14 protein-coding genes are annotated in these 20,467 nt (G+C 35.4%); 9 read left to right on the top strand and 5 right to left on the bottom strand.

Annotation, left to right across the window (positions count from 1 at the left end; genetic code table 11):
• Window positions 1–34: 34 nt before the first annotated feature.
• From KAOT1_RS14775 to msrA, 6 genes are all read left to right on the top strand, one after another.
• Window positions 35–2,341 carry a glycoside hydrolase family 65 protein gene (locus KAOT1_RS14775; RefSeq protein ID WP_007095658.1) on the top strand — a complete coding sequence of 769 codons (2,307 nt, stop codon included), beginning with the start codon at window positions 35–37 and terminating at the stop codon, window positions 2,339–2,341.
• Between the two features lie 286 nt (window positions 2,342–2,627).
• On the top strand, window positions 2,628–4,592 hold the full coding sequence (locus KAOT1_RS14780) for a glycoside hydrolase family 13 protein (protein ID WP_007095659.1): 1,965 nt from the start codon (window positions 2,628–2,630) through the stop codon (window positions 4,590–4,592).
• Window positions 4,593–4,930: 338 nt separating this feature from the next.
• A complete protein-coding gene (locus tag KAOT1_RS23580) occupies window positions 4,931–6,997 on the top strand; it encodes an alpha/beta hydrolase-fold protein (RefSeq protein ID WP_007095660.1) in 2,067 nt (688 codons plus the stop codon).
• Window positions 6,998–7,000: 3 nt separating this feature from the next.
• Entirely contained in the window at window positions 7,001–9,385 is a 2,385-nt protein-coding gene (locus KAOT1_RS14790) for a glycoside hydrolase family 31 protein (protein ID WP_007095661.1), read from the top strand.
• 18 nt (window positions 9,386–9,403) lie between these two features.
• The gene (locus KAOT1_RS14795) at window positions 9,404–10,843 is read left to right on the top strand and encodes an alpha-amylase family glycosyl hydrolase (protein WP_040559593.1); all 1,440 of its coding nucleotides are present in this window, start codon (window positions 9,404–9,406) and stop codon (window positions 10,841–10,843) included.
• An 871-nt stretch (window positions 10,844–11,714) separates the two neighbouring features.
• A complete protein-coding gene (gene msrA, locus KAOT1_RS14800; RefSeq protein WP_007095663.1) occupies window positions 11,715–12,254 on the top strand; it encodes a peptide-methionine (S)-S-oxide reductase MsrA in 540 nt (179 codons plus the stop codon).
• 127 nt (window positions 12,255–12,381) lie between these two features.
• Here msrA and KAOT1_RS14805 read toward each other — a convergent pair whose 3' ends face one another.
• The 5 genes from KAOT1_RS14805 to KAOT1_RS22395 form a co-directional block, all read right to left on the bottom strand.
• Window positions 12,382–12,987, bottom strand: a complete 606-nt coding sequence (locus tag KAOT1_RS14805) for a DUF6624 domain-containing protein (protein WP_157560147.1) — start codon at window positions 12,985–12,987, stop codon at window positions 12,382–12,384.
• 24 nt (window positions 12,988–13,011) lie between these two features.
• On the bottom strand, window positions 13,012–14,085 hold the full coding sequence (gene gwsS, locus KAOT1_RS14810) for a grasp-with-spasm system SPASM domain peptide maturase (protein WP_007095665.1): 1,074 nt from the start codon (window positions 14,083–14,085) through the stop codon (window positions 13,012–13,014).
• A 4-nt stretch (window positions 14,086–14,089) separates the two neighbouring features.
• Complete coding sequence (locus KAOT1_RS14815; RefSeq protein WP_007095666.1) at window positions 14,090–14,296, bottom strand: hypothetical protein; 207 nt, start codon at window positions 14,294–14,296, stop codon at window positions 14,090–14,092.
• A 2-nt stretch (window positions 14,297–14,298) separates the two neighbouring features.
• Window positions 14,299–15,300, bottom strand: coding sequence for a grasp-with-spasm system ATP-grasp peptide maturase (gene gwsG, locus KAOT1_RS14820; RefSeq protein WP_050765266.1), 1,002 nt, complete (start codon window positions 15,298–15,300; stop codon window positions 14,299–14,301).
• Between the two features lie 212 nt (window positions 15,301–15,512).
• On the bottom strand, window positions 15,513–15,671 hold the full coding sequence (locus tag KAOT1_RS22395) for a grasp-with-spasm system A modified peptide (RefSeq protein ID WP_007095668.1): 159 nt from the start codon (window positions 15,669–15,671) through the stop codon (window positions 15,513–15,515).
• Window positions 15,672–16,069: 398 nt separating this feature from the next.
• On the opposite strand from KAOT1_RS22395, the gene KAOT1_RS14830 reads away from it, so the two are divergent.
• The 3 genes from KAOT1_RS14830 to KAOT1_RS14835 all read left to right on the top strand — a co-directional run bounded on the left by KAOT1_RS14830 (window position 16,070) and on the right by KAOT1_RS14835 (window position 20,466).
• A complete protein-coding gene (locus tag KAOT1_RS14830) occupies window positions 16,070–17,881 on the top strand; it encodes a helix-turn-helix domain-containing protein (RefSeq protein ID WP_007095669.1) in 1,812 nt (603 codons plus the stop codon).
• A gap of 118 nt (window positions 17,882–17,999) precedes the next feature.
• Window positions 18,000–18,173, top strand: a complete 174-nt coding sequence (locus KAOT1_RS23020) for a hypothetical protein (protein WP_007095670.1) — start codon at window positions 18,000–18,002, stop codon at window positions 18,171–18,173.
• A gap of 118 nt (window positions 18,174–18,291) precedes the next feature.
• Complete coding sequence (locus KAOT1_RS14835) at window positions 18,292–20,466, top strand: prolyl oligopeptidase family serine peptidase (protein ID WP_007095671.1); 2,175 nt, start codon at window positions 18,292–18,294, stop codon at window positions 20,464–20,466.
• Window position 20,467: the final 1 nt, after the last annotated feature.

The raw sequence follows: 20,467 nt of genomic DNA on the forward strand, positions 1-20,467 counted from the left end.
AGACCAAAAACCAAATATCAAATACCCAAATAAAATGAATCAGAATTATATACAACCAGACAACTGGTCGATCATCGAAGAAGGATTTGATACCGAAAGTGTCAAATCTTCCGAAAGTCTCTTTAGCATCGGAAACGGCGCTATGGGACAACGAGCTAATTTTGAAGAATACTACTCTGGAGCTACATTCCAAGGAAGTTACATTGCAGGAGTGTATTATCCTGATAAAACAAAAGTAGGTTGGTGGAAAAACGGATATCCCGAATATTTCGCCAAAGTACTCAACGCACCAAACTGGATTGGAATCAATGTGAAAATCAATGATGAAATACTAGACCTAAACGCATGTAAAAATGTGGCTGACTTTCGTCGCGAACTTAACATGAAAGAAGGTTGGTACGAACGTACATTCAAAGCAACACTACAAAATGATATCGAAATAGCAGTAACTGCAAAACGATTTCTAAGCTTAGATATTGACGAAGTGGGTGCCATCGCATACAGCGTAAAACCACTCAACAATGATGCTACCATAACATACACACCGTATTTAGATGCTGGAATCAAAAATGAAGATGCCAACTGGGAAGAAAAATTCTGGGAAACCATTCAAGTAAAAGAAGAAAACAATCAAGCATTTATCGTTGCCAAAACACTCAAAACAGATTTCTATGCGTGTACCTTCATGCAAACGGAATTAAAATTAAACGACAAATCGATTGACTTACCAACGAATGTTTCGCAAAAATCAACAGACATTTCGTTTCACTATTCACAAGAAGTAAAAGCAAACGAAACCTTAACCATTCACAAATATGGTGGTTACACCGTTTGTACAAATCATGATAAATACGAACTCATTACTGCTGCCAAAAAAGCGCTACAACAAGCAACTTCATTAGGTTTTGATGCCTTGCTAGAAAACCAAAAAGAAGCTTGGGCGAAAATTTGGGAAATGGCAGACATAACCATTGAAGGCGATGTAAAAGCACAACAAGGAATTCGTTTCAACATCTTTCAACTCAATCAAACCTACTTAGGGAAAGATTCACGTCTCAACATTGGTCCAAAAGGATTCACAGGCGAAAAATACGGCGGAAGTACCTATTGGGACACGGAAGCGTACTGCATTCCGTTTTACATGACTACAAAAGATCAGCAAGTTGCTAGAAACCTATTGCAATATCGCTACAATCACTTAGAAAAAGCCATCGAAAACGCACAAAAACTCGGTTTCAACAATGGCGCTGCATTATATCCAATGGTAACGATGAATGGCGAAGAATGTCACAATGAGTGGGAAATTACCTTTGAAGAAATTCACCGAAACGGAGCCATTGCCTTTGCTATTTACAACTACACACGTTACACAGGCGATTACAGCTACATTCCAGAAATGGGACTCGAAGTTATGATCGGAATTGCACGTTTTTGGCATCAAAGAGCAAGTTTCTCTACAGCAAAAAACAAATACGTAATTCTTGGCGTTACAGGACCAAACGAATACGAAAACAACGTAAACAACAATTGGTACACCAACTATATCGCACAATGGTGTATCAAATTTACCAACGAACACATTGAAAAAGTAAGACAAGAATATACGGCAGATTACGAACGCATCATGCAAAAAGTTCGCTTATCCGAACAAGAAATCTCATCGTGGATGGAAGTTGCCGAAAACATGTATTTCCCATACAGCGAACAATATGGCGTATACTTACAACAAGATGGTTTCTTAGACAAAGATTTGGTAAGTGTTGCCGATTTAGATCCGTCACAACGACCAATCAATCAAAAATGGAGTTGGGACAGAATCCTGCGTTCGCCATACATCAAACAAGCAGACACCTTACAAGGTTTCTACTTCTTTGAAGATCATTTTACACAAGAAGAATTGGAAAAACACTTCAACTTCTACGAACCATTTACCGTTCACGAATCGTCACTTTCACCTTGCGTACACAGCATTCAGGCGGCAAAACTCGATAAAATGGACATGGCATACACGTTCTATTTACGTACATCGCGACTCGATTTAGACGATTACAACAAAGAAGTCGAAGAAGGTTTACACATTACCTCAATGGCAGGAACTTGGATGAGTATTGTAGAAGGTTTTGGCGGCATGCGTATGAAAAACGACACGCTATCTTTTGAACCTAGAATTCCTTGGCAATGGAAAGGATATTCGTTCAAAGTCAACTACCGAAATCACATTCTCAAAATCAACGTAACGCAAGATGGAACCTCGTTCGAACTTGAAAAAGGTGATGATTTAGTAATCTTAGTCGATGGAAAAAAAGTAGCAGTTTCGCCAAATGATTTGGTTACTGTTTAACTGTAAAAATAAAAATTTGAAGCTATTTCCTGCTTTCCGCTGTATCTCCCGAGAAAATCGGGAGGATGTCGCTGCAATCAGGGCTAGTCAGAAACTTTTGAGTTTCATATAAAATATTGGAATATATAGTATTGAGAATTGAGATATTAGTATTGAGAAGTACTTCAAAAACGTCATTGCGAGGAAGTATGACGAAGTAATCTGCTTCTTTTTTTAACCAAAAGGTAAAACAAACACGTCTCAATTCTCAATATTAACAGCTCAATCCTTTAAAAAAGCCAATCTGATGAAAAAAATAATCTTAGTTACGCTACTAGCATTTTGCTTCTCTTGTCAAAACAAAGAAAACAAAACAATAACTACTGCAAAAAAATCATCTACAGAAGTCACAGAAATCAAAAATGACATAGAACGCATAGAACCGCCGTATTGGTGGACAGGTTTCAAAAACAACAAACTCCAGCTCTTAGTCAAACATCCTAACATCTCCAAAGCAACACCAAGCATAACAAATGCAAATATTCAAATCGAAAAAATTCAACAAGGCGAGAGTCCCAACTATCTTTTCATTGACTTAAACATTGCTAACGCACAAGCAGGTAAATTCAATATTGAATTCAAACAAAAAGATGGAAAAACACTCACGCAAACCTACGAACTCAAAAAACGTACAAAACAAGCAACAGACTACGTAGGTTTTGACAGTTCAGACGTTTTATATCTCATCACTCCAGATCGATTTGCAAATGGCGATCAAACCAACGACATTCCTTTCAAAAAAACAGGAATCAATGAAGCTGGGCAAAAAGTAAGTTTACTCAAAGAAGCAACCATCAATCGCAAAGACGATTATGCACGTCACGGCGGCGATATCAAAGGAATTACACAACATTTAGACTATATAGACGAAATGGGTTTTACGGCAATTTGGTCGTGTCCATTACTCACCAATGACATGCCGCGTAGTTCCTATCACGGATACGCCATCACAGATTACTACCAAGTAGATCCGCGTTTTGGAACCTTGGCTGAATACAAAGAATTGGTAGACAAAGCCAGTGAAAGAGGAATAAAACTCATCATGGATCAAGTAGCAAACCATTGCGGTTTAGAACATTGGTGGATGAAAGATTTACCATTCAATGATTGGGTAAACTATCAAAAAGAATTTGAAAATGGAGAAAAAATAAACTCATCCAATCACCGACGAACTGCGAATCAAGATGTATATGCTTCCCAAAGTGACAAAGAAGGTTTGGCAAAAGGTTGGTTTGTCAGTGCGATGCCCGATCTTAATCAGCGCAATCCATACATGGCAAAATACATCATTCAAAACAGTATTTGGTGGATAGAATCCTTAGGTTTAAGCGGAATTCGTCAAGATACCTATCCATATCCTGACAAAGAATTTATGAGCAATTGGGCTGGTGCCATCATGACCGAATATCCAAACTTTTCCATCGTTGGCGAAGAATGGAGTTACAATCCGTTGTTAATTGGTTACTGGCAAAAAGGTGCAAAAAACAAAGACGGTTACGAAAGCAATCTAACATCTACCATGGATTTTGCCATGCAACGCAAAACGGTAGAAGCACTATCTGAAAAAGAATCGTGGGACAAAGGTTTGGTAAAAATCTATGAAGGCTTGGCAAATGACTTTTACTATCCAAATCCAAAAGACATCATGATTTTTCCAGACAACCATGACATGAGTCGCATCTTTACACAACTCAACGGTGATGTTGCCAATACCAAAATGGCGTTGAGTTATCAATTGGTATTGCCAAGAATTCCACAAATCTATTACGGAACCGAAATTTTAATGAACGACTTTGCAAAACCAGGCGATCATGGATTAATCCGAACCGATTTCCCTGGCGGTTGGCAAGGTGACACTACAAATGCATTTACAGGCGATGGTTTGACTGCCGATCAAAAAGATATGCAAATGTACCTTAAAAAACTATTGAATTTCCGAAAAACAAGTAAAGCAATTCACGAGGGAAAAACGGTACATTTTGCGCCATTCTTAGGAACCTATTTTTTATTTAGAACTTTAAGTGATGAAACCGTAGTGCATATCATCAACAAAAATGAAAAACCTATCACGATAGATTTAAAACGCTATGCAGAAATGAATTTAAAAGGAAAAACCTTGACGAATGTGATAACTGGCGAAAAATTTACTTGGAATGAAGGTATTGAATTAAAAGAAAAAGGAAGTATAATTTTGACAACGAAATCTAATTAGATATGAGATGTTAGTAGTGAGTATTGAGATTTTGAAACGTCATTGCGAGGCAACAGCAGAAGCAATCTGTCTAAATCAAGGCAACATTCGTATTTGAAAAAACATTGGTACATTTTCAAATTAGCGAATTGACACATTAAAAAAAACGTCACTTCGAGTGATATTCTAGGCATTAGGTTTTGGGCATTAGTCAAGAACCGAAAACCTATTGAGTACCAAACGCCACTTCGAGTGTCCTGAACTTGATTCAGGATCTGTCGAGAAGTACATGAAAAACAGAAACGCTCAATAAACTTGTCTCAATTCTCAATACTAACATCTAGTATATATAAAAAAACATGAAAACAAAACTAACCATATTACTGATCTCCATGCTACTCCTTTCCTGCAAAGGACAGCAAAAAGATGACAATACCGATGGAAAAAAATCTGTAACGTTTGTAGTGACCAACTTGCCAAGCGATCACGATTTTTCAAAAAATATCTACATTTCAGGTGATTTTGAAGGTTGGTCTGGCGGAAGACCTGAATTAAAACTGGAGAAAAAAGACAAAACCTATCAAATCACACTACCAAATCATAAAGAAACTATTCAATATAAATTTACGTTGGGAAGTTGGGACACTGTTGAATTAGATGCCAAAAAACAAAACATAGAAAACAGAAGCTACACTTTTAAAGAAGCTCCTGAAACTATCAATATTACTATTGGCGCTTGGTCCAACGGAAACAACAACGAAACTGTTTCTACCAAACAACCAAATGTAGCAACCTTTGCAGAAGCATTCAACATACCACAACTCAATACCACACGAAAAATTTTAGTCTATTTACCACCAAACTATGCCAAATCGCACAAAAAATATCCTGTATTGTACATGCACGACGGGCAAAATGTTTTTGACAAAGCAACGTCATATTCAGGCGAATGGGAAGTAGATGAAACCCTAAATAAATTACATCAAACACATGGTTTGGACGTGATTGTAGTTTCTATTGACAATAGCGAAGCACGCATGCAAGAATACACCGCTTGGGAACATAAAAAATACGATACGCCAAAAGGAAAAGAGTACATTGACTTTATCGCAAAAACCTTAAAACCTGCCATCGATCAACAATACAGAACCAAAACAGATGCCAAAAACACTGCGATCATGGGAAGTTCTATGGGCGGATTAATTTCACATTATGCCGCTTTTCAATATCCAAATGTATTTGGAAAAGCGGGTATTTTCTCGCCCTCATTTTGGTTTTCAGAAGAAACATTTGCCTTTACAAAGAACCATCTGGCGAAAGCCAAAAACTCCAAATTATACTACTTAATGGGAGAAAAAGAAGGTGGAAATATGGTTGCAGACCTCAACAAAATGTTACAACTGTTGAACAAAAATAATTTCCCAAAAGATCAAGTTCTTTCAAAATTTTCACCAAACGGCACACACAGTGAAGCATTTTGGCGAAGCGAACTCAAAACTGCATTACTTTGGTTATTTGCGGAAGATATAACGTTTCAACCAAGTGACAGACCTGTTGCCAAAGAAGTAAAAACCGTAAAACTTGCCGCTGGGAAACTCATGCGTGTCGTAGATTTTCCTTCAGAATATATCCGCCCAAGAAATGTAGATGTTTGGTTGCCTGAAAACTATTCATCAGACAAAAAATACAATGTATTGTACATGCACGACGGACAAATGTTATACGATGCTTCTACGACTTGGAATAAGCAAGAATGGAAAGTAGACGAAGTTGCCACAAAACTAATGCGCGAAGGAAAAGTACAGGATTTTATTGTCGTTTCGCCTTGGAATATTGCTGAAATTCGCTGGCAAGATTACTTTCCACAAAAAGCATTTGAATATTTAAATGAAGAAGCAAAAAACTCGTTGTTGGCAAAAGCAAAAGCTATGAATTTTGAGGTCGTATTTAATGCTGATAATTATTTAAAATTCCTTACGGAAGAACTAAAACCATACATTGACAAAACCTATGCTGTAAAAACCGATCGCGAACATACTTTCGTTGCTGGTTCAAGTATGGGAGGATTAATTTCTATGTACGCCATGTGTGAATATCCTGAAGTTTTTAGTGCCGCAGCGTGTATTTCGACACATTGGGAAGGCATTGTTCCAACAACAAAAAACAATCCGATTCCTGATACATTTTTTGCGTACATGAGCGATCATTTGCCATCGCCAGAAACACATCGTTTCTATTTTGATTACGGAACCGAAACGCTCGATCAATACTATCCGCAATACGCATCAATTGTTGATACAATTTTTATGAAAAAAGGATATACAGACGCAAACTATAGAAATCTAAAATTTGAAGGAGCCAATCACTCTGAAAATGCTTGGCAAAAACGATTACACATTCCGTTTACATTCTTATTAGAAAAATAATATATGAAGTTAGTTAAAATTTTATTGATATCATTGCTAAGTGTTCAGTTTGCACTGGCTCAAAATACAGAACGAAAGTTTATCAATTACAGCGAAAGTGTCAATGTACATTCCGTTGAAGTTTCTGATGGACGTTATTTTATTCGGCTGATTAATGACAATATGGTTGGAACGACTTTTATTCCAAAAGGACAAAAAATCACTTCTCCAAGTCATGCTGTGATTTTAAAAGATATTCAAAAGATAAAAAATGTCTCTGAAACTAGTACTTCCGTAGATTTGATCTCGGATGGAATTTCAGTTCATATTCAAAAATCACCATTTCAAATCTCATATAAATACAAAGGGAAACCGATTATTTCTGAGAAAAACGGTTATCAAAAAATAGCAGAAGGCGAAGCAATTGACTTTAATATTACAAATGATGAAATTCTTATGGGCGGCGGTGCGCGTGCCTTGGGAATGAATCGTCGTGGAAATCGTCTAAAACTTTACAATCGTGCGCATTACGGGTATGAAACACATTCGGAATTGATGAATTTTACGTTGCCAATCGTAATTTCATCCAACAAATACATGCTACATTTTGACAACGCACCGATTGGATATTTGGATTTAGACAGTAAAAAAGACAATACACTTGCCTACGAAACCATTTCAGGTCGCAAAACCTATCAAGTAATTGCGGGTGATTCTTGGGAAAATATCGTAGAGAATTATACCAACTTGACAGGAAAACAACCGTTGCCACCACGTTGGGCATTTGGAAACTTTTCAAGCCGATTTGGCTATCATTCGCAAGCAGAAACCGAAGCAACAATTAAAGCCTTTAAAGATGAAAAAATTCCTGTAGATGCGGTAATTTTAGACTTGTATTGGTTTGGGAAAGACATCAAAGGTACGATGGGAAATCTACAAGTGTATAAAGATTCGTTTCCCAACGCGAAGCAAATGATTCAAAATTTGAACGACAAAGGTGTCAAAACAGTTTTCATTACCGAACCGTTTATTTTAACGACTTCCAAACGTTGGTATGAAGCGTCAAATTTGGGAATTTTAGCAAAAGATTCAGTGGGAAATCCATTCAAATTCGATTTCTATTTTGGAAATACAGGTTTGATTGATATTTACAATCCGAAAGGAGAAGCGTGGTTTTGGAATATTTACAAAGAATTAGCAGAACTAGGCGTTGCAGGCGTTTGGGGCGATTTGGGAGAACCAGAAGTGCATCCTGAAAAACTTCTACATCACACAGGAACAGCAAACGAAGTGCACAACATTTACGGACACGATTGGGCACGATTGATCTATGAAGGATATGCAAAAGATTTTCCAAGCGTGCGACCATTTATTTTGATGCGCGCTGGCTATTCAGGTTCGCAACGTTACGGACTCATTCCGTGGTCGGGCGATGTAAATAGAACTTGGGGCGGATTGCAATCGCAACCTGAAATTGCGCTACAAATGGGCTTGCAAGGATTGAGTTATATGCATTCGGATTTAGGCGGTTTTGCTGGTGCGAATTTAGATGATAATTTATACATCCGATGGTTGCAATACGGAATTTTTCAGCCAATTTACCGACCGCATGCGCAGGAAGAAGTAGCTAGCGAACCTGTGTTTCGTTCCGCAAGAGCGAAAAAATTAGCAAAAGAAGCTATTGAGTTGCGTTATCAATTATTGCCATATAATTATTCGATTGCTTTTGAAAACAACCAAAAAGGAACACCATTAATGCGTCCGCTATTTTTTGAAGAAAGTGACAACAAAGCTTTATACACAAACGCTGCTACGTATTTGTGGGGAAATGATTTTTTGGTAACTCCAATTCTAAAAGATAGTGTAACAACGAAAGAAGTATATTTCCCAAAAGGTTCGGTTTGGTTTGACTTTGAAACTGATGAAAAAGTTGTTGGCGGACAAACAAAAATGGTGAAAACGAAAGAACGTTCTATTCCTGTATATGTGCGTGGTGGTGCGTTTATTCCAATAGCCAATCAGATGCAAACGACTGCAATGTACAATCCGAATAAGCTGCAACTGCATTATTACCATGATGAAAGTATTACCGAAAGTGAACGCGAAATGTATATAGATGATGGAGAAACTAAGAATGCTTTTGAAAAAGGCATGTATGAATTGTTGGGGTTTGAAAGTAAATTAAAAAAGAACCGTTTAGAAATTGAGCTAGAAGCAGAAACTGGTAAAAACTACGCAACAAGTACAAAGAATATTGAAGTCGTTGTTCACAACATTCACAAAAAACCTAATAAAGTAAAATTCCGCGGAAAGCGTGTTGATTTTAAGTGGAATAAAACATATAACACCATTAGATTTACAATTGCTTGGAACACAAAAAAAGAACGTAAAATTACGATCAAATTATAGAAATAAATATCTCAACTAATGAAAAAACTAAGTTTATTATTATGTATAACACTCCTTTTTATGTCGTGCAAAACGGAAAAAAAGGAAGCTGAAAAAAAAGAAGAAAAGAAAGAGGTCAAAATTGCAGCTGTTTCTGACGAAATGATGGAAAACGCGGTAATTTATGAAGCAAACATTCGTCAATATTCGAAAGAAGGTTCTTTTGATGCCTTCACGAAAGATATTCCACAGTTAAAAGAATTGGGCGTAAAAGTGATTTGGCTAATGCCGATTTTTCCAATTTCGGAAACCAAACGCAAAGCAACAGGTGGTGATTTTGCTAGTAAAATTGAAGATCCTGAAGAACGCAAAAAGTATTTAGGAAGCTATTATGCCGTTTCAGATTTTACAAAAATTAATCCTGAATTTGGAACCATTGAAGATTTTAGAGAATTGGTCAAAACGGCACATGAAAATGATATTTATGTGATTTTGGATTGGGTTCCAAATCATACAGGTTGGGATCATACGTGGTTAAAAACAAATCCTGAGTTTTATACTAAAAATGACAAAGGTGAAATTACTGATCCACTGAATGAAGACGGAATTCCTGTAGGCTGGGCAGATGTTGCCGATTTAAATTACGACAATAAAGAATTGCGTAAAGAAATGGTAAAAGACATGAAGTATTGGTTGACAGAAGAAAATGTAGATGGTTTTCGTTGCGATGTGGCAGGCTCAGTTCCTACTGATTTTTGGAAAGAAGCCATTCCGCAATTGCGTGCCACCAAAGACATTTTTATGTTAGCTGAAGCTTGGGAACCTGAATTATTGAAAGGTAAATTGTTTGATATGGCGTACGGTTGGGATACACATCATCGTATGAATCATATTGCGAAAGGAGAAGAAACCGTTGCTGATTGGGACAAACGCATGCAACAAATCGATTCTTTATACGAAGATGATGATATTTTAATGAATTTTGTGACCAATCATGATGAAAATTCATGGAATGGAACCATTGAAGAACGCATGGGCGAAGGCGCAGCAGCCTTTACAGCCTTAAGTTATACAGCGCCTGGAATGCCATTGATTTATTCTGGACAAGAATATGATATGAAACACCGATTGAAATTCTTCGAAAAAGATGAAATTCCGAAAGAAAAAGGTAATATGTGGCCTTTATTAGCCAAATTAGGAAGTTTGAAAAATACAAATGTTGCGTTGCACGGTGGAAAAAATGCAGCTTCATATAGCAAATTAAAAACGAGTAAAGGCGATCAAGTATTGGCATTTAAGCGTGAAAAAGATGGTAAACAAGTATATTATATTGGGAATTTATCTAAGGAAGCTGTCATTACCAAAATCGATCTTGCGGGAAGTTTTACCAATTATATGAATGGTGATGCAATTATGTTTCGAGAAGGACAAGATGTTGCGTTACAACCTTGGCAATATATGGTGTTGGTGGCTGAGTAAAATCTGACAACACACTAAGAAACGCTCCGATGGCTGTTTAAAAAGTTATAAAATCGTCATACTGAATTTGATTCGGTTTGATGAAAACGCTACTTTTTAGGCAGCTTTTTTGTTGGATAGTTATTAATTCCAAAAAACATAGTGGAAAATTCTTTGAGATTCTTTCCTGCGAAGGAATCAACTCAACTAGCGATTTTGTGTGCGTCTTCGAATTCACAAGATATTGTTTCATAGAAAAAGTTGTAACACTTTAAAATGTGGAGAATTGACTTTGAGATTCCCCTCTACAGGGGAATCAACTCAACTAGCGATTTTGTGTGCGTCTTCGACTTCACAAAATATTGTTTCACAGAAAAAGTTGTAACACTTTAAAATGTGGAGAATTGACTTTGAGATTCCCCTCTACAGGGGAATCAACTCAACTAGCGATTTTGTGTGCGTCTTCGACTTCACAAAACCGAGTTTCGTTGAATCAAAAAGAGCCTTCTTGCGAAGGCTCTTTTCTCTTACCAAAAATTGGTTATTCTTATTTGGGGTCTTAGGGTAATAAGGGAAATAATTTATAACCAATAAATTACTTTAACCATGAAAAAAAGTTAAGTCCAAATATACTATTCTCTGACGTATAAAACCCTATAAATTAGACAACAACTACCAAACCTTCGACGAATGAATCCTTTTTATAGATAAATGAATATACTTGTGTCAAATTACTGTTAAATATTCTTACTTTATGTGTCTTAAAAGTTAAAAATCGTCTGTATATCGTGATAATTATGACATCAGCAAACTTTTCTGTTTTATTACGACCAACCTAAAAAACGAAAGCGTTTTATAGGTATCTTTAAAGCGTTGTTAGAAGCAATATATTATGGAAAATAAAAATATACAAACTGCCACAATTGGCGGCGGTTGTTTTTGGTGTACAGAAGCCGTTTTTCAAGAAGTAAAAGGTATTGAAACTGTCGTTTCTGGATATACTGGAGGAACCGTTCCTGGGAAACCTACCTACAGAGAGATTTGTTCTGGACTCACAGGACATGCAGAAGTGATTCAGTTGACATTTGATGCCAATATTATTTCTTATGAGGAAATTTTAGTGATTTTTATGGCAACACACGATCCTACTACTTTAAACAGACAAGGTGCCGATGTAGGAACACAATATCGTTCTGTGATTTTTTATCATGATGAAACGCAACAAAAGATTGCCGAAGCTGTAAAGGAACAACTTTCGGAATATTACGATGCGCCTATTGTAACAGAAATTACTGCTGCCGAAACTTTTTATGAAGCCGAAGCTGAACATCAAGATTATTACAGAAGGAACACAGAACAAGGATATTGCAGCTTTGTGATTACGCCAAAGTTGACAAAGCTTCGCAAATTGTTTGCCGATAAGCTGAAATAAGTTTAATTACACCGTAAAAAGAGACTGTCTAAAAAGCTTTTGGGAACGTTGTTATAAACGCATACTTTTCAGACAGTCTTTTCAAAACATAGGTTAAGTTCAATAAGTGTTCAACTAACTAATTGAGCTATCGTATTACATAGTTATTGTTTTTTGCATATTCTTCAATGGTATTGAGTCCTATGGATTTCCGTCTTTGATTTACGGTTTCTTTATTTTCTATCGGATAAATGTATGTGATTCCTGATAATTTGTCTTTTTTTGCCTGTGTTCCGTAGCGTTGTTTTTTTCCTTTTCGCATGCGTATTCGGTCTTCTAAGAATGCTAAATGCCAACCTTCAGATGCTCCTTTTTTGACAGAAGCTTCCAATTGTGGAAGGTATTTTTCTTGTACATCAATTGCTGCATGCTGAATGACCAACCACAAAGTTTGATTTGCCATTTCGCCAATATCGCTTTTTCCAAGCCAACCGTAAGTATCTATGATGTGAAGCACTTTTTCTTCATTGATACGATCTTGCTTGTGAATGAGCTTCCATATATGTTTGAGTTCGTCACTGTCTGCGCCAAATTTTGCAGTTGCTTCCGGAAGTAATTGTCGCAAGGTTTGATCTTCAATGCGAATTGCTTCCAATTGTGTTTGAAGTTCTTTATAATCTAGCTGTGTAATCTTGATTTTGTTTTGACTTTCCATATTCATAGAAATGGTAATGATTGTTATAAAAAGTAGCATTTTCATGATATTTTATATTTCAAGTTATGCAAAAACGGTATTGACATTTTTTACTTTATTTGCCCATGTTCCTGTGTACGGATCGTATTGACATTTTGCAGGTTTTGAGTACAATCCGCCATCTGTTGTATAAGCTCTACAATCGGTACAGATATATCGGTATTCACAATCTTTACAAGTGTCTATTGAGTCTTTGTTGATGTTCCAAGGTTTTTGGAAATCTTTATCGTGTGCAATTGTTGTTAGCGATGTTTCGTTGATGTGTCCGTAATCTTTTGTCATGGATGGACAGTTTTTTACTTTTCCTGTTTCGTCAATAGAAATTTTACGGTTTAGGCAACCATTAAACATTCTGTTTTCCGTAAATCCTTTGATATCTCTTATTCCTAACGAATGCATATTGATGAGTCCGCAAGAATCGCAACCACTCACTTTTTCTTTTGTGTAGGCTAAACTTCCGTGATATACTCTTGATCTGTTTTTTGCTTCTGCTTCTTCCTCAAGTAATTCCATTTTGTAGGTATGATAGGTTACTGAAGCAATTTCGTATTTGGTAAGCAAAGCGGCAATTTCTGCTTCTTTTTCGTCATATTCTAATAAGAAATCAACAGATCTGAAGTTTTTACCAACAGTTAAAGCTAGTATTTCTTCTAGTTTTTCTACAGACATTGTACAATAAGCTCTGATTTGAATATGGTAGCAGGCAAGAATTTCCAATTCGTTAAAAATCTTTTCAAAGTCGTGCATTTCGTCTCGTACATCAATGATAGAATTCATAATATCTGATGGATGATCCCATTCTAATGCGATATCGGGAAATAACGAAAGATCGTCTACCACAAGTGCCAATTCAATTTCGACTAAATAGTTAATAAATTCTTTAAAGTTCATGATATCTTCGTCATCTTCAAGCATGCTAGCAACAGTGCCAATGGTATTGTCTTTTAGCACAGTGAGTAATTCGTGATAGGTATTATCTACAAAATATACTTTTTGTCGTGAAACATCGCACAGCATCGTTCTCGTATAACCTTTCACAGGAAAACAGTCTGCAAATAGGTAGAGATATTTATCTTTTATAGCTTCTAGTTCTTTCATGTGATTATTTTTTAAGTTGGGTTGTATCTAAAATTTTAGAAATGGGCTTGTCTCCACTTGAATAGAAAATGATACTGCTGTATTTTTCGCTGTAGTTTGTTCTAAAAAAAGGATCTGACGGCAATAATTCATTATATATAAGATAGTTATAGAATAATGGTAAGTTTTCTAATTGCGGTTCACTGATGGAAAGTTTCTTTAGTTTTATCATGATTACAGGATGTTTGCGATTTTACGTTCTAAGTAGTAGTTGCATGGAGCAGATGTCATTCCAAATTGTCCAACAGGATTTACTTCTAGGAAGATGTAGTTGTTGTCTTCATCTACCAAAATATCAATAGAACCTGTATTGAGTTCGAGTTCATTCATAATTTTAATAAGTCCCGTTTTTACGTGTTCTGGTAAATTGTATGGTACTTTTCGCTGTGGCGAATCTTGGTCGGTGTGTTTTCTAAAATCGACAACAGTATCTTTACACTTTTGTGAAAATATTGCCATTGCGTAAAATTCTTCGTTGAGATAGAAAACTCTGAGTTCGTATTTTTTCTTTATTTCTTCTTGAATTAAGGATGGGAAAAACCGATCTGGCAAAGCTGCCAAACTTTCTTCCGTAATACGTTCGGTATACGTATAATAACCATATTCTTTGGTAAAGTGATAAACGCCCTGACTTATTGCTTTTGTAATCACGAAGCTAGCGTCAGTAGCGTCTAACACTTTTTTTAATGCTTTTTTGGTGCTTACTACATAGCCTCGCGGAATAGGAACACCGTATTTTTTTGCGATTTCTAAAACAATCAGTTTATTTACATCAGTACTTTTATAGTTTCCAATAGTTGGAACGTCTCTTTCTAAGATGTAATGAAAGTATTCTGTGAGTACTTTATATTCTGAGTTAACGTGCTTTTTGTGATAGTTTGGCGTGTCGAATAAAATTCCTTTGTTGAGTTCTTCCTCGTTTATCGACACATTTTTTAGAGAGAAACCTCTCCTTCTGTGCCATACTGAGGCAATATCAAATAAGTTCGTTTCTTCTCCGTGTTTGCTTACGGTAAGTTCTCGCGCATCAATGTCCACGAAATCTAGCTTTGTTTTATCGTCATCAGTGTTGATACGAATGTATGGTTTTCCATATTTTACAATCCATTCGATAACATTGCTGGTACTTCCGTCGTCTTGACGACTTAGAATGAGTGTTTTTTTAGCTGTGTTCATGCTTGACATTTCCTGTGTGATTTTGATTATTGATTACATTTTCGGGCTTCTAAGTGTTTTGAGGTTTGTTTTTATGAATGGTCCGTATGAGATTGATGATGAAATACGTTGGTACACTTTGAGAAGTAAAGAAGATATATACTAATGGCTGTTTTTGTGTGTACAGCCATTAGTTATATGCTTGATAAGCTGTGTGCTAATTGCTGGTTTGATTACTCAGCAGATTCAGCTTCAGCTTCAGCTTCTGCAGACGAGTTAAAACTTGCTGTTGCAGTTGCAGTTGCAGTATCTCCTTCAGATCTTAATCCACCTGAGATTGCTTCTAATTCTGTTGTTGACATTGCTTTGATGTTCTTGTTACTTAATTTCATAATATTAAAGTTTAAATGATTGTATTTCCTACTCTGTTAAAGGTTTTTCGGATTACACCTTTGTGCTTGTTGCAACAAATTCACAATGCTAAATAACAACCTTAATAACTAATTATCAAACAGTTAATCTTTGGCTTTATAAATCTCACGCAACGTATTTATAAATTTCAAGTGTATCATTTGACCGATAGCTCTTATAAACACTTGCTTCTGAAGTAAGTATTATTATTCTTGCAAAAAATGCTATATTTATGGGCGTTTGTAACCATTTTATAGGAATATTTTGATAATTTCAATTTAAATGTATTATTTATCTTACATTTCGGGATTACTTTTCAAGTGTCGCAACTATATTTCGAAGCTATTTTTACATCCGATTGAAAAAATTTAGAAAAAAAGTGAAAAAATATATCCAACATTTGTCTTCTTTTTTGACTTTACCTACAACTTTTCTTAGCAGAAAAGCACCTATTTCTTTGGTGGTAAGTATTGTTTTAATTGTTTTTAGTTCAAATTTGATGTTTTCGCAACTCAATTCTGGCACATTTGAAGACATGAAACAAGATTTTTATGCTGCTTCAGGAAATTCTGAGAAAGAATTTGAGATTGCTACTTCCTATTTAGCGAAAGCAAAAAAAGAAAATGATGCTGCACAAATTGTTGCGGGTTACGAATTGTTTGTTTCGCACTACAGTCATACCAAAAAGGCAATTTCGTATACTGATAGTATTATATTATTGACCAAAAACACCAAGCTGGAACATTATCCTGCAGAAGGTTATTTGTTGAAAGGAATACAATTATATTACAACTCTACTTACAACGATGCACTGACAAATTTTGCAACTGCTAATGACCTTGCACTGGCGAATAAGAACTTAAGACAACAAATTTCTATAAAACATTATATTGGTTTGTTGAAGAATGTAAGTGAAGAACGCGAGGAAGCCTTGAAGATTTTTCAGGATAATATCAATTTTATTCATGAGAACGATTTTCAAGAAAAAGATTCGGAACAATATTTAAAATCGTTGTTCGCTTTGGCAGATTCTTACAATAAAAATCGCGTGTTAGATTCTGCCGAAGTTGTACACCAACGCGGAATTAAAGCAAGCTTGCAACATCCTAATAAGTATTTGTATCCTTGGTTTTTAACTTCTTATGGAATTACGTCTTATTATAAAGGAAATTATACCAAAGGAATTGATAGTTTACTAAAAGCTACCAAATTGCTTAAAAACAACGAAAAATCATTGTGCTCCAATTATCTGTACATTTATAAATGTTTGGAAAAACAAGATAAGACTGAGGAAGCTATTGATTATTTGTATAAGGTAGATTCTATTTACCAGAAAAAACCAAAAGTCATTTTTCAAGCTAGAGAAGCGTATGAACTTTTGAATAAAGAGTTGAAGGCTGCCAAAAAGCATCAGAAACAACTAGAAATTATTGAAAAGTTGTTGGTTGTTGATGAAATTATCACGGAAGAATACCAAAATTTAGGAAAGAAAATCGTTCAGAAATACGAAACACCTTTAATAATTTCTGAAAAGGAAACTTTATTAAACGAAAAAGAAGCATTAATCAATCAGTTGCAAGATGAAAACTTTTTATCTGAAAAGAAAGTAATTGCACTTGTTATTGTTTCAGCAATATTATTGGTGCTTATTTTCTATTTCTTCCGAAGAAATGTGGTTCAGAAGAAACGCTTTAATGCATTGATGGAAAACTACGAACAGAAGAAGGTTCAAAAAGAAAAAGAGAAAGCCGAAAAGAAGCAAATTCCTTCATCAGAAAAAGTATCAGTTACCACACAAAAAGAAGACATCGGGTTGCCACAAGAAATCGTTGATGCTATTTTGATAAAGCTCGAAAAGTTTGAAGATACACACCAATTTACTAAGAAAAATTATACCCTTACCAAACTTGCGAAGGAGTTGGATACCAACAGTACTTATTTGTCAAAAATCATTAATATGACAAAAGGTATGAACTTTGCTAAATATATGAATGAGATACGAATTGATTATGCAATTGAACAACTGAAAGAAAATAAAGTGTTCAGATCTTACACAATTAAGGCCATTGCTATTGAAGTTGGCTTTAATAATGCACAGTCATTTTCGACCGCTTTTCACAAAAAAACGGGAATCAATCCTTCATACTTCCTGAAACAACTTGAAAATCAGAAATCAGAATCAAATATCTGATTTTCAATTAATTAAAATTCATGTTTTGTCGTGATATTTATAAATATCACGATACTTCATTATTATAGTATGTAGTTTTGACATACTTTTACATCGTAATCAACAATAACTTATATCAATGAAAAACTCGAAAAGAAACTTAGGAACATTAAGCTTATCAAAATTGAAAATAGCTAAAGTAGGAGACATTAATAGTTTGTACGGAGGTTCTATCCCAAAAGAATCTGACAATTGTGCCACGACCGATACATGTACATACAATTGTAATGGTGATACCATTGATACACAATAAAAACAAACTTTTATATTCCTCTATTTAGTAAGATGCTATTTCAGATATTATTATATAAAAATATCTTGTTTTAGCATTTTACCCTTTTATAAACAACATTAAATCAGCAACACAAAGAATGAAGTATTCGTTTGTTTTATATTTTTTATGCTTAGGATTATTTGAACAATGTGTCACAAATGAAGATCATTCAAATGCCATACTTCACCATACAACCACCAATACTTATTTTTCAAAAACGATAGAAGATCCGTATCAACATTTAGAAAATTTAAAAGATACTACAGTGCTTTCTTGGCTAAATTATCAAAATGATTATACAAGAAATATACTTCAAAACATTTCTGGGCGACAAAAACTGCTAGAAAGGATTAAAGAGAATGATGAAATGCGCTCAGAAGCAGTTTTTAATCTAAAAGTACTTTCGCTCAATGCGTATTATTATTTAAAGTATTCAGATAATCACGAAGCCAATATTTTATATTTTCAAGCTGGAATTGATGGAGCAGAAACAGAGCTTTTTAATTCAGAGAACTATAAAAAAACTTCAAAACACAAGTATATTATTAATTATTTTCAGCCAAGCTGGAACGGTAAAAAAATAGCCATTGGTTTTACAAAAAACGACGAAGAATTCTCGGAAGTTGTCATTTATGATGTGGCTACAAAAACGTTTCACGATGAAATTATAGATCATTGTTGGCCTTCTGAATTGGGCGGAATTAATTGGTTGGATGATAACTCCGGATTTACCTATTTGCATATTCCTGATATTGATACAACCTCTCCAAACTATATTTTGGACGCTGCAACGGTTGTGTACCGTTTGGGAGATAATCCGAAAGATTTACACATTATTTTTTCAAGAAAAACACATCCGCAACTCAATTTGAAACCTGCGGATTTTCCTATTGTGAATATTTTTGGAAAAAATCAAAAATACATGTTTGGCAGAGTTGGTGGTATTGGTTTTAAAGACTATTATTATGCGCCGACAAGCGAACTAGAGAACGAAACGGTTTCTTGGAAACCACTTTTTAAGAAGAAACATAAGATTGAAAAGTTTTTACCTTATCAAGATGAAATTTACTTTTTAAGCGCGCAAAAAGCTTCTAATTTTAGTTTGTTTAAAACTTCTTTTGACCAATTGAATTTTGATACACCAACCGAAGTTGTACCTGCTTTAGCAAACGAAATTTTAAAAGATTTTGTAATTACTTCTGAAGGCTTATTTTATACAACTACCAAAAATGGTGTGTCTGCAAGTTTATTTCGTTTGGAAGATGCCACTGTTGAAAAAATCACCTTACCAGCGGCTACAGGAAGTATCAGTTTATCATCAATTGCTACGACATCACCTGCATTGTGGATTGAAACTGAAAGTTGGATTAGTCACAGAAATAGATATCGCTACAACGTTGAAAAGAAGACATTTGTTAAGGAAAATGTAACACCTGTTGTCAAATATCCTGAATTGGAAGATATTGTCGTAAAAGAGATCGAAATCGCTTCTCATGATGGTGTAAAGGTTCCTTTGTCGATCATTTACCGAAAAGGAATGCTTAAAAACGGTAAAAACCGCATGCTTTTAAATGGTTATGGAAGTTACAATTGGATAAATGCGCCCATGCTGTATCCGTATTTGTTGTATTGGATTGCTGAAGGTGGCGTTTATGCTGTTGCACATGTGCGCGGTGGTGGAGAAAAAGGAGAACAATGGCACAAAGCAGGTTACAAAACGACAAAACCAAATACTTGGAAAGATTTTATTGCTTGTACGGAATATTTGATTGATAAAGGATATACTTCGCCTGAAAAATTTGCTGTCTGGGGCGGAAGTGCTGGAGGTATTAATATTGGTCGCGCCGTTACAGAACGTCCCGATTTGTATGCCGTAGCGATTATTCGTGTGGGTTTACTAAATACGTTACGTTCTGAAATTGCACCTAACGGACAGAATAATATTAAAGAGTTTGGAACAATTAAAGATTCGATAGAGTTTGAAGCTTTATTAGAAATGGACGCCTATCATCATGTAGAAGAAGATACTCATTATCCTGCGATGTTATTAACTGCGGGTATTAACGATTCGAGAGTTGCTGCATGGCAACCTGCAAAGTTTGCGGCGCGCGTTCAAGTTGCGACAAGTTCTGGAAGTCCTGTGTTGTTATCTATTAATTTTGATGAAGGTCACGGTTTTGATCGTACACAAAAAAGCAAGCGTGAAGAATTGGCTGATATTATTTCGTTCGCGTTGTGGCAAACGGGAAGTGAGAAGTATCGGGTGAATTAGG

The sequence above is a fragment of the Kordia algicida OT-1 genome (assembly GCF_000154725.1).
In the GTDB taxonomy this organism is placed as follows: Bacteria; Bacteroidota; Bacteroidia; order Flavobacteriales; family Flavobacteriaceae; genus Kordia; species Kordia algicida.

Excerpts from the sequence above, each read along its gene's own strand:
- KAOT1_RS14790 (WP_007095661.1), top strand. The coding sequence starts at position 7,001 with ATGAAGTTAGTTAAAATTTTATTGATATCATTGCTAAGTGTTCAGTTT.
- msrA (WP_007095663.1), top strand. The coding sequence starts at position 11,715 with ATGGAAAATAAAAATATACAAACTGCCACAATTGGCGGCGGTTGTTTT.
- KAOT1_RS23580 (WP_007095660.1), top strand. The coding sequence starts at position 4,931 with ATGAAAACAAAACTAACCATATTACTGATCTCCATGCTACTCCTTTCC.
- KAOT1_RS14805 (WP_157560147.1), bottom strand. The coding sequence starts at position 12,987 with ATGCTACTTTTTATAACAATCATTACCATTTCTATGAATATGGAAAGT.
- gwsG (WP_050765266.1), bottom strand. The coding sequence starts at position 15,300 with ATGAACACAGCTAAAAAAACACTCATTCTAAGTCGTCAAGACGACGGA.
- KAOT1_RS14835 (WP_007095671.1), top strand. The coding sequence starts at position 18,292 with ATGAAGTATTCGTTTGTTTTATATTTTTTATGCTTAGGATTATTTGAA.
- KAOT1_RS14795 (WP_040559593.1), top strand. The coding sequence starts at position 9,404 with ATGAAAAAACTAAGTTTATTATTATGTATAACACTCCTTTTTATGTCG.
- KAOT1_RS23020 (WP_007095670.1), top strand. The coding sequence starts at position 18,000 with ATGAAAAACTCGAAAAGAAACTTAGGAACATTAAGCTTATCAAAATTG.
- KAOT1_RS22395 (WP_007095668.1), bottom strand. The coding sequence starts at position 15,671 with ATGAAATTAAGTAACAAGAACATCAAAGCAATGTCAACAACAGAATTA.
- KAOT1_RS14815 (WP_007095666.1), bottom strand. The coding sequence starts at position 14,296 with ATGATAAAACTAAAGAAACTTTCCATCAGTGAACCGCAATTAGAAAAC.
- KAOT1_RS14780 (WP_007095659.1), top strand. The coding sequence starts at position 2,628 with ATGAAAAAAATAATCTTAGTTACGCTACTAGCATTTTGCTTCTCTTGT.
- KAOT1_RS14775 (WP_007095658.1), top strand. The coding sequence starts at position 35 with ATGAATCAGAATTATATACAACCAGACAACTGGTCGATCATCGAAGAA.
- gwsS (WP_007095665.1), bottom strand. The coding sequence starts at position 14,085 with ATGAAAGAACTAGAAGCTATAAAAGATAAATATCTCTACCTATTTGCA.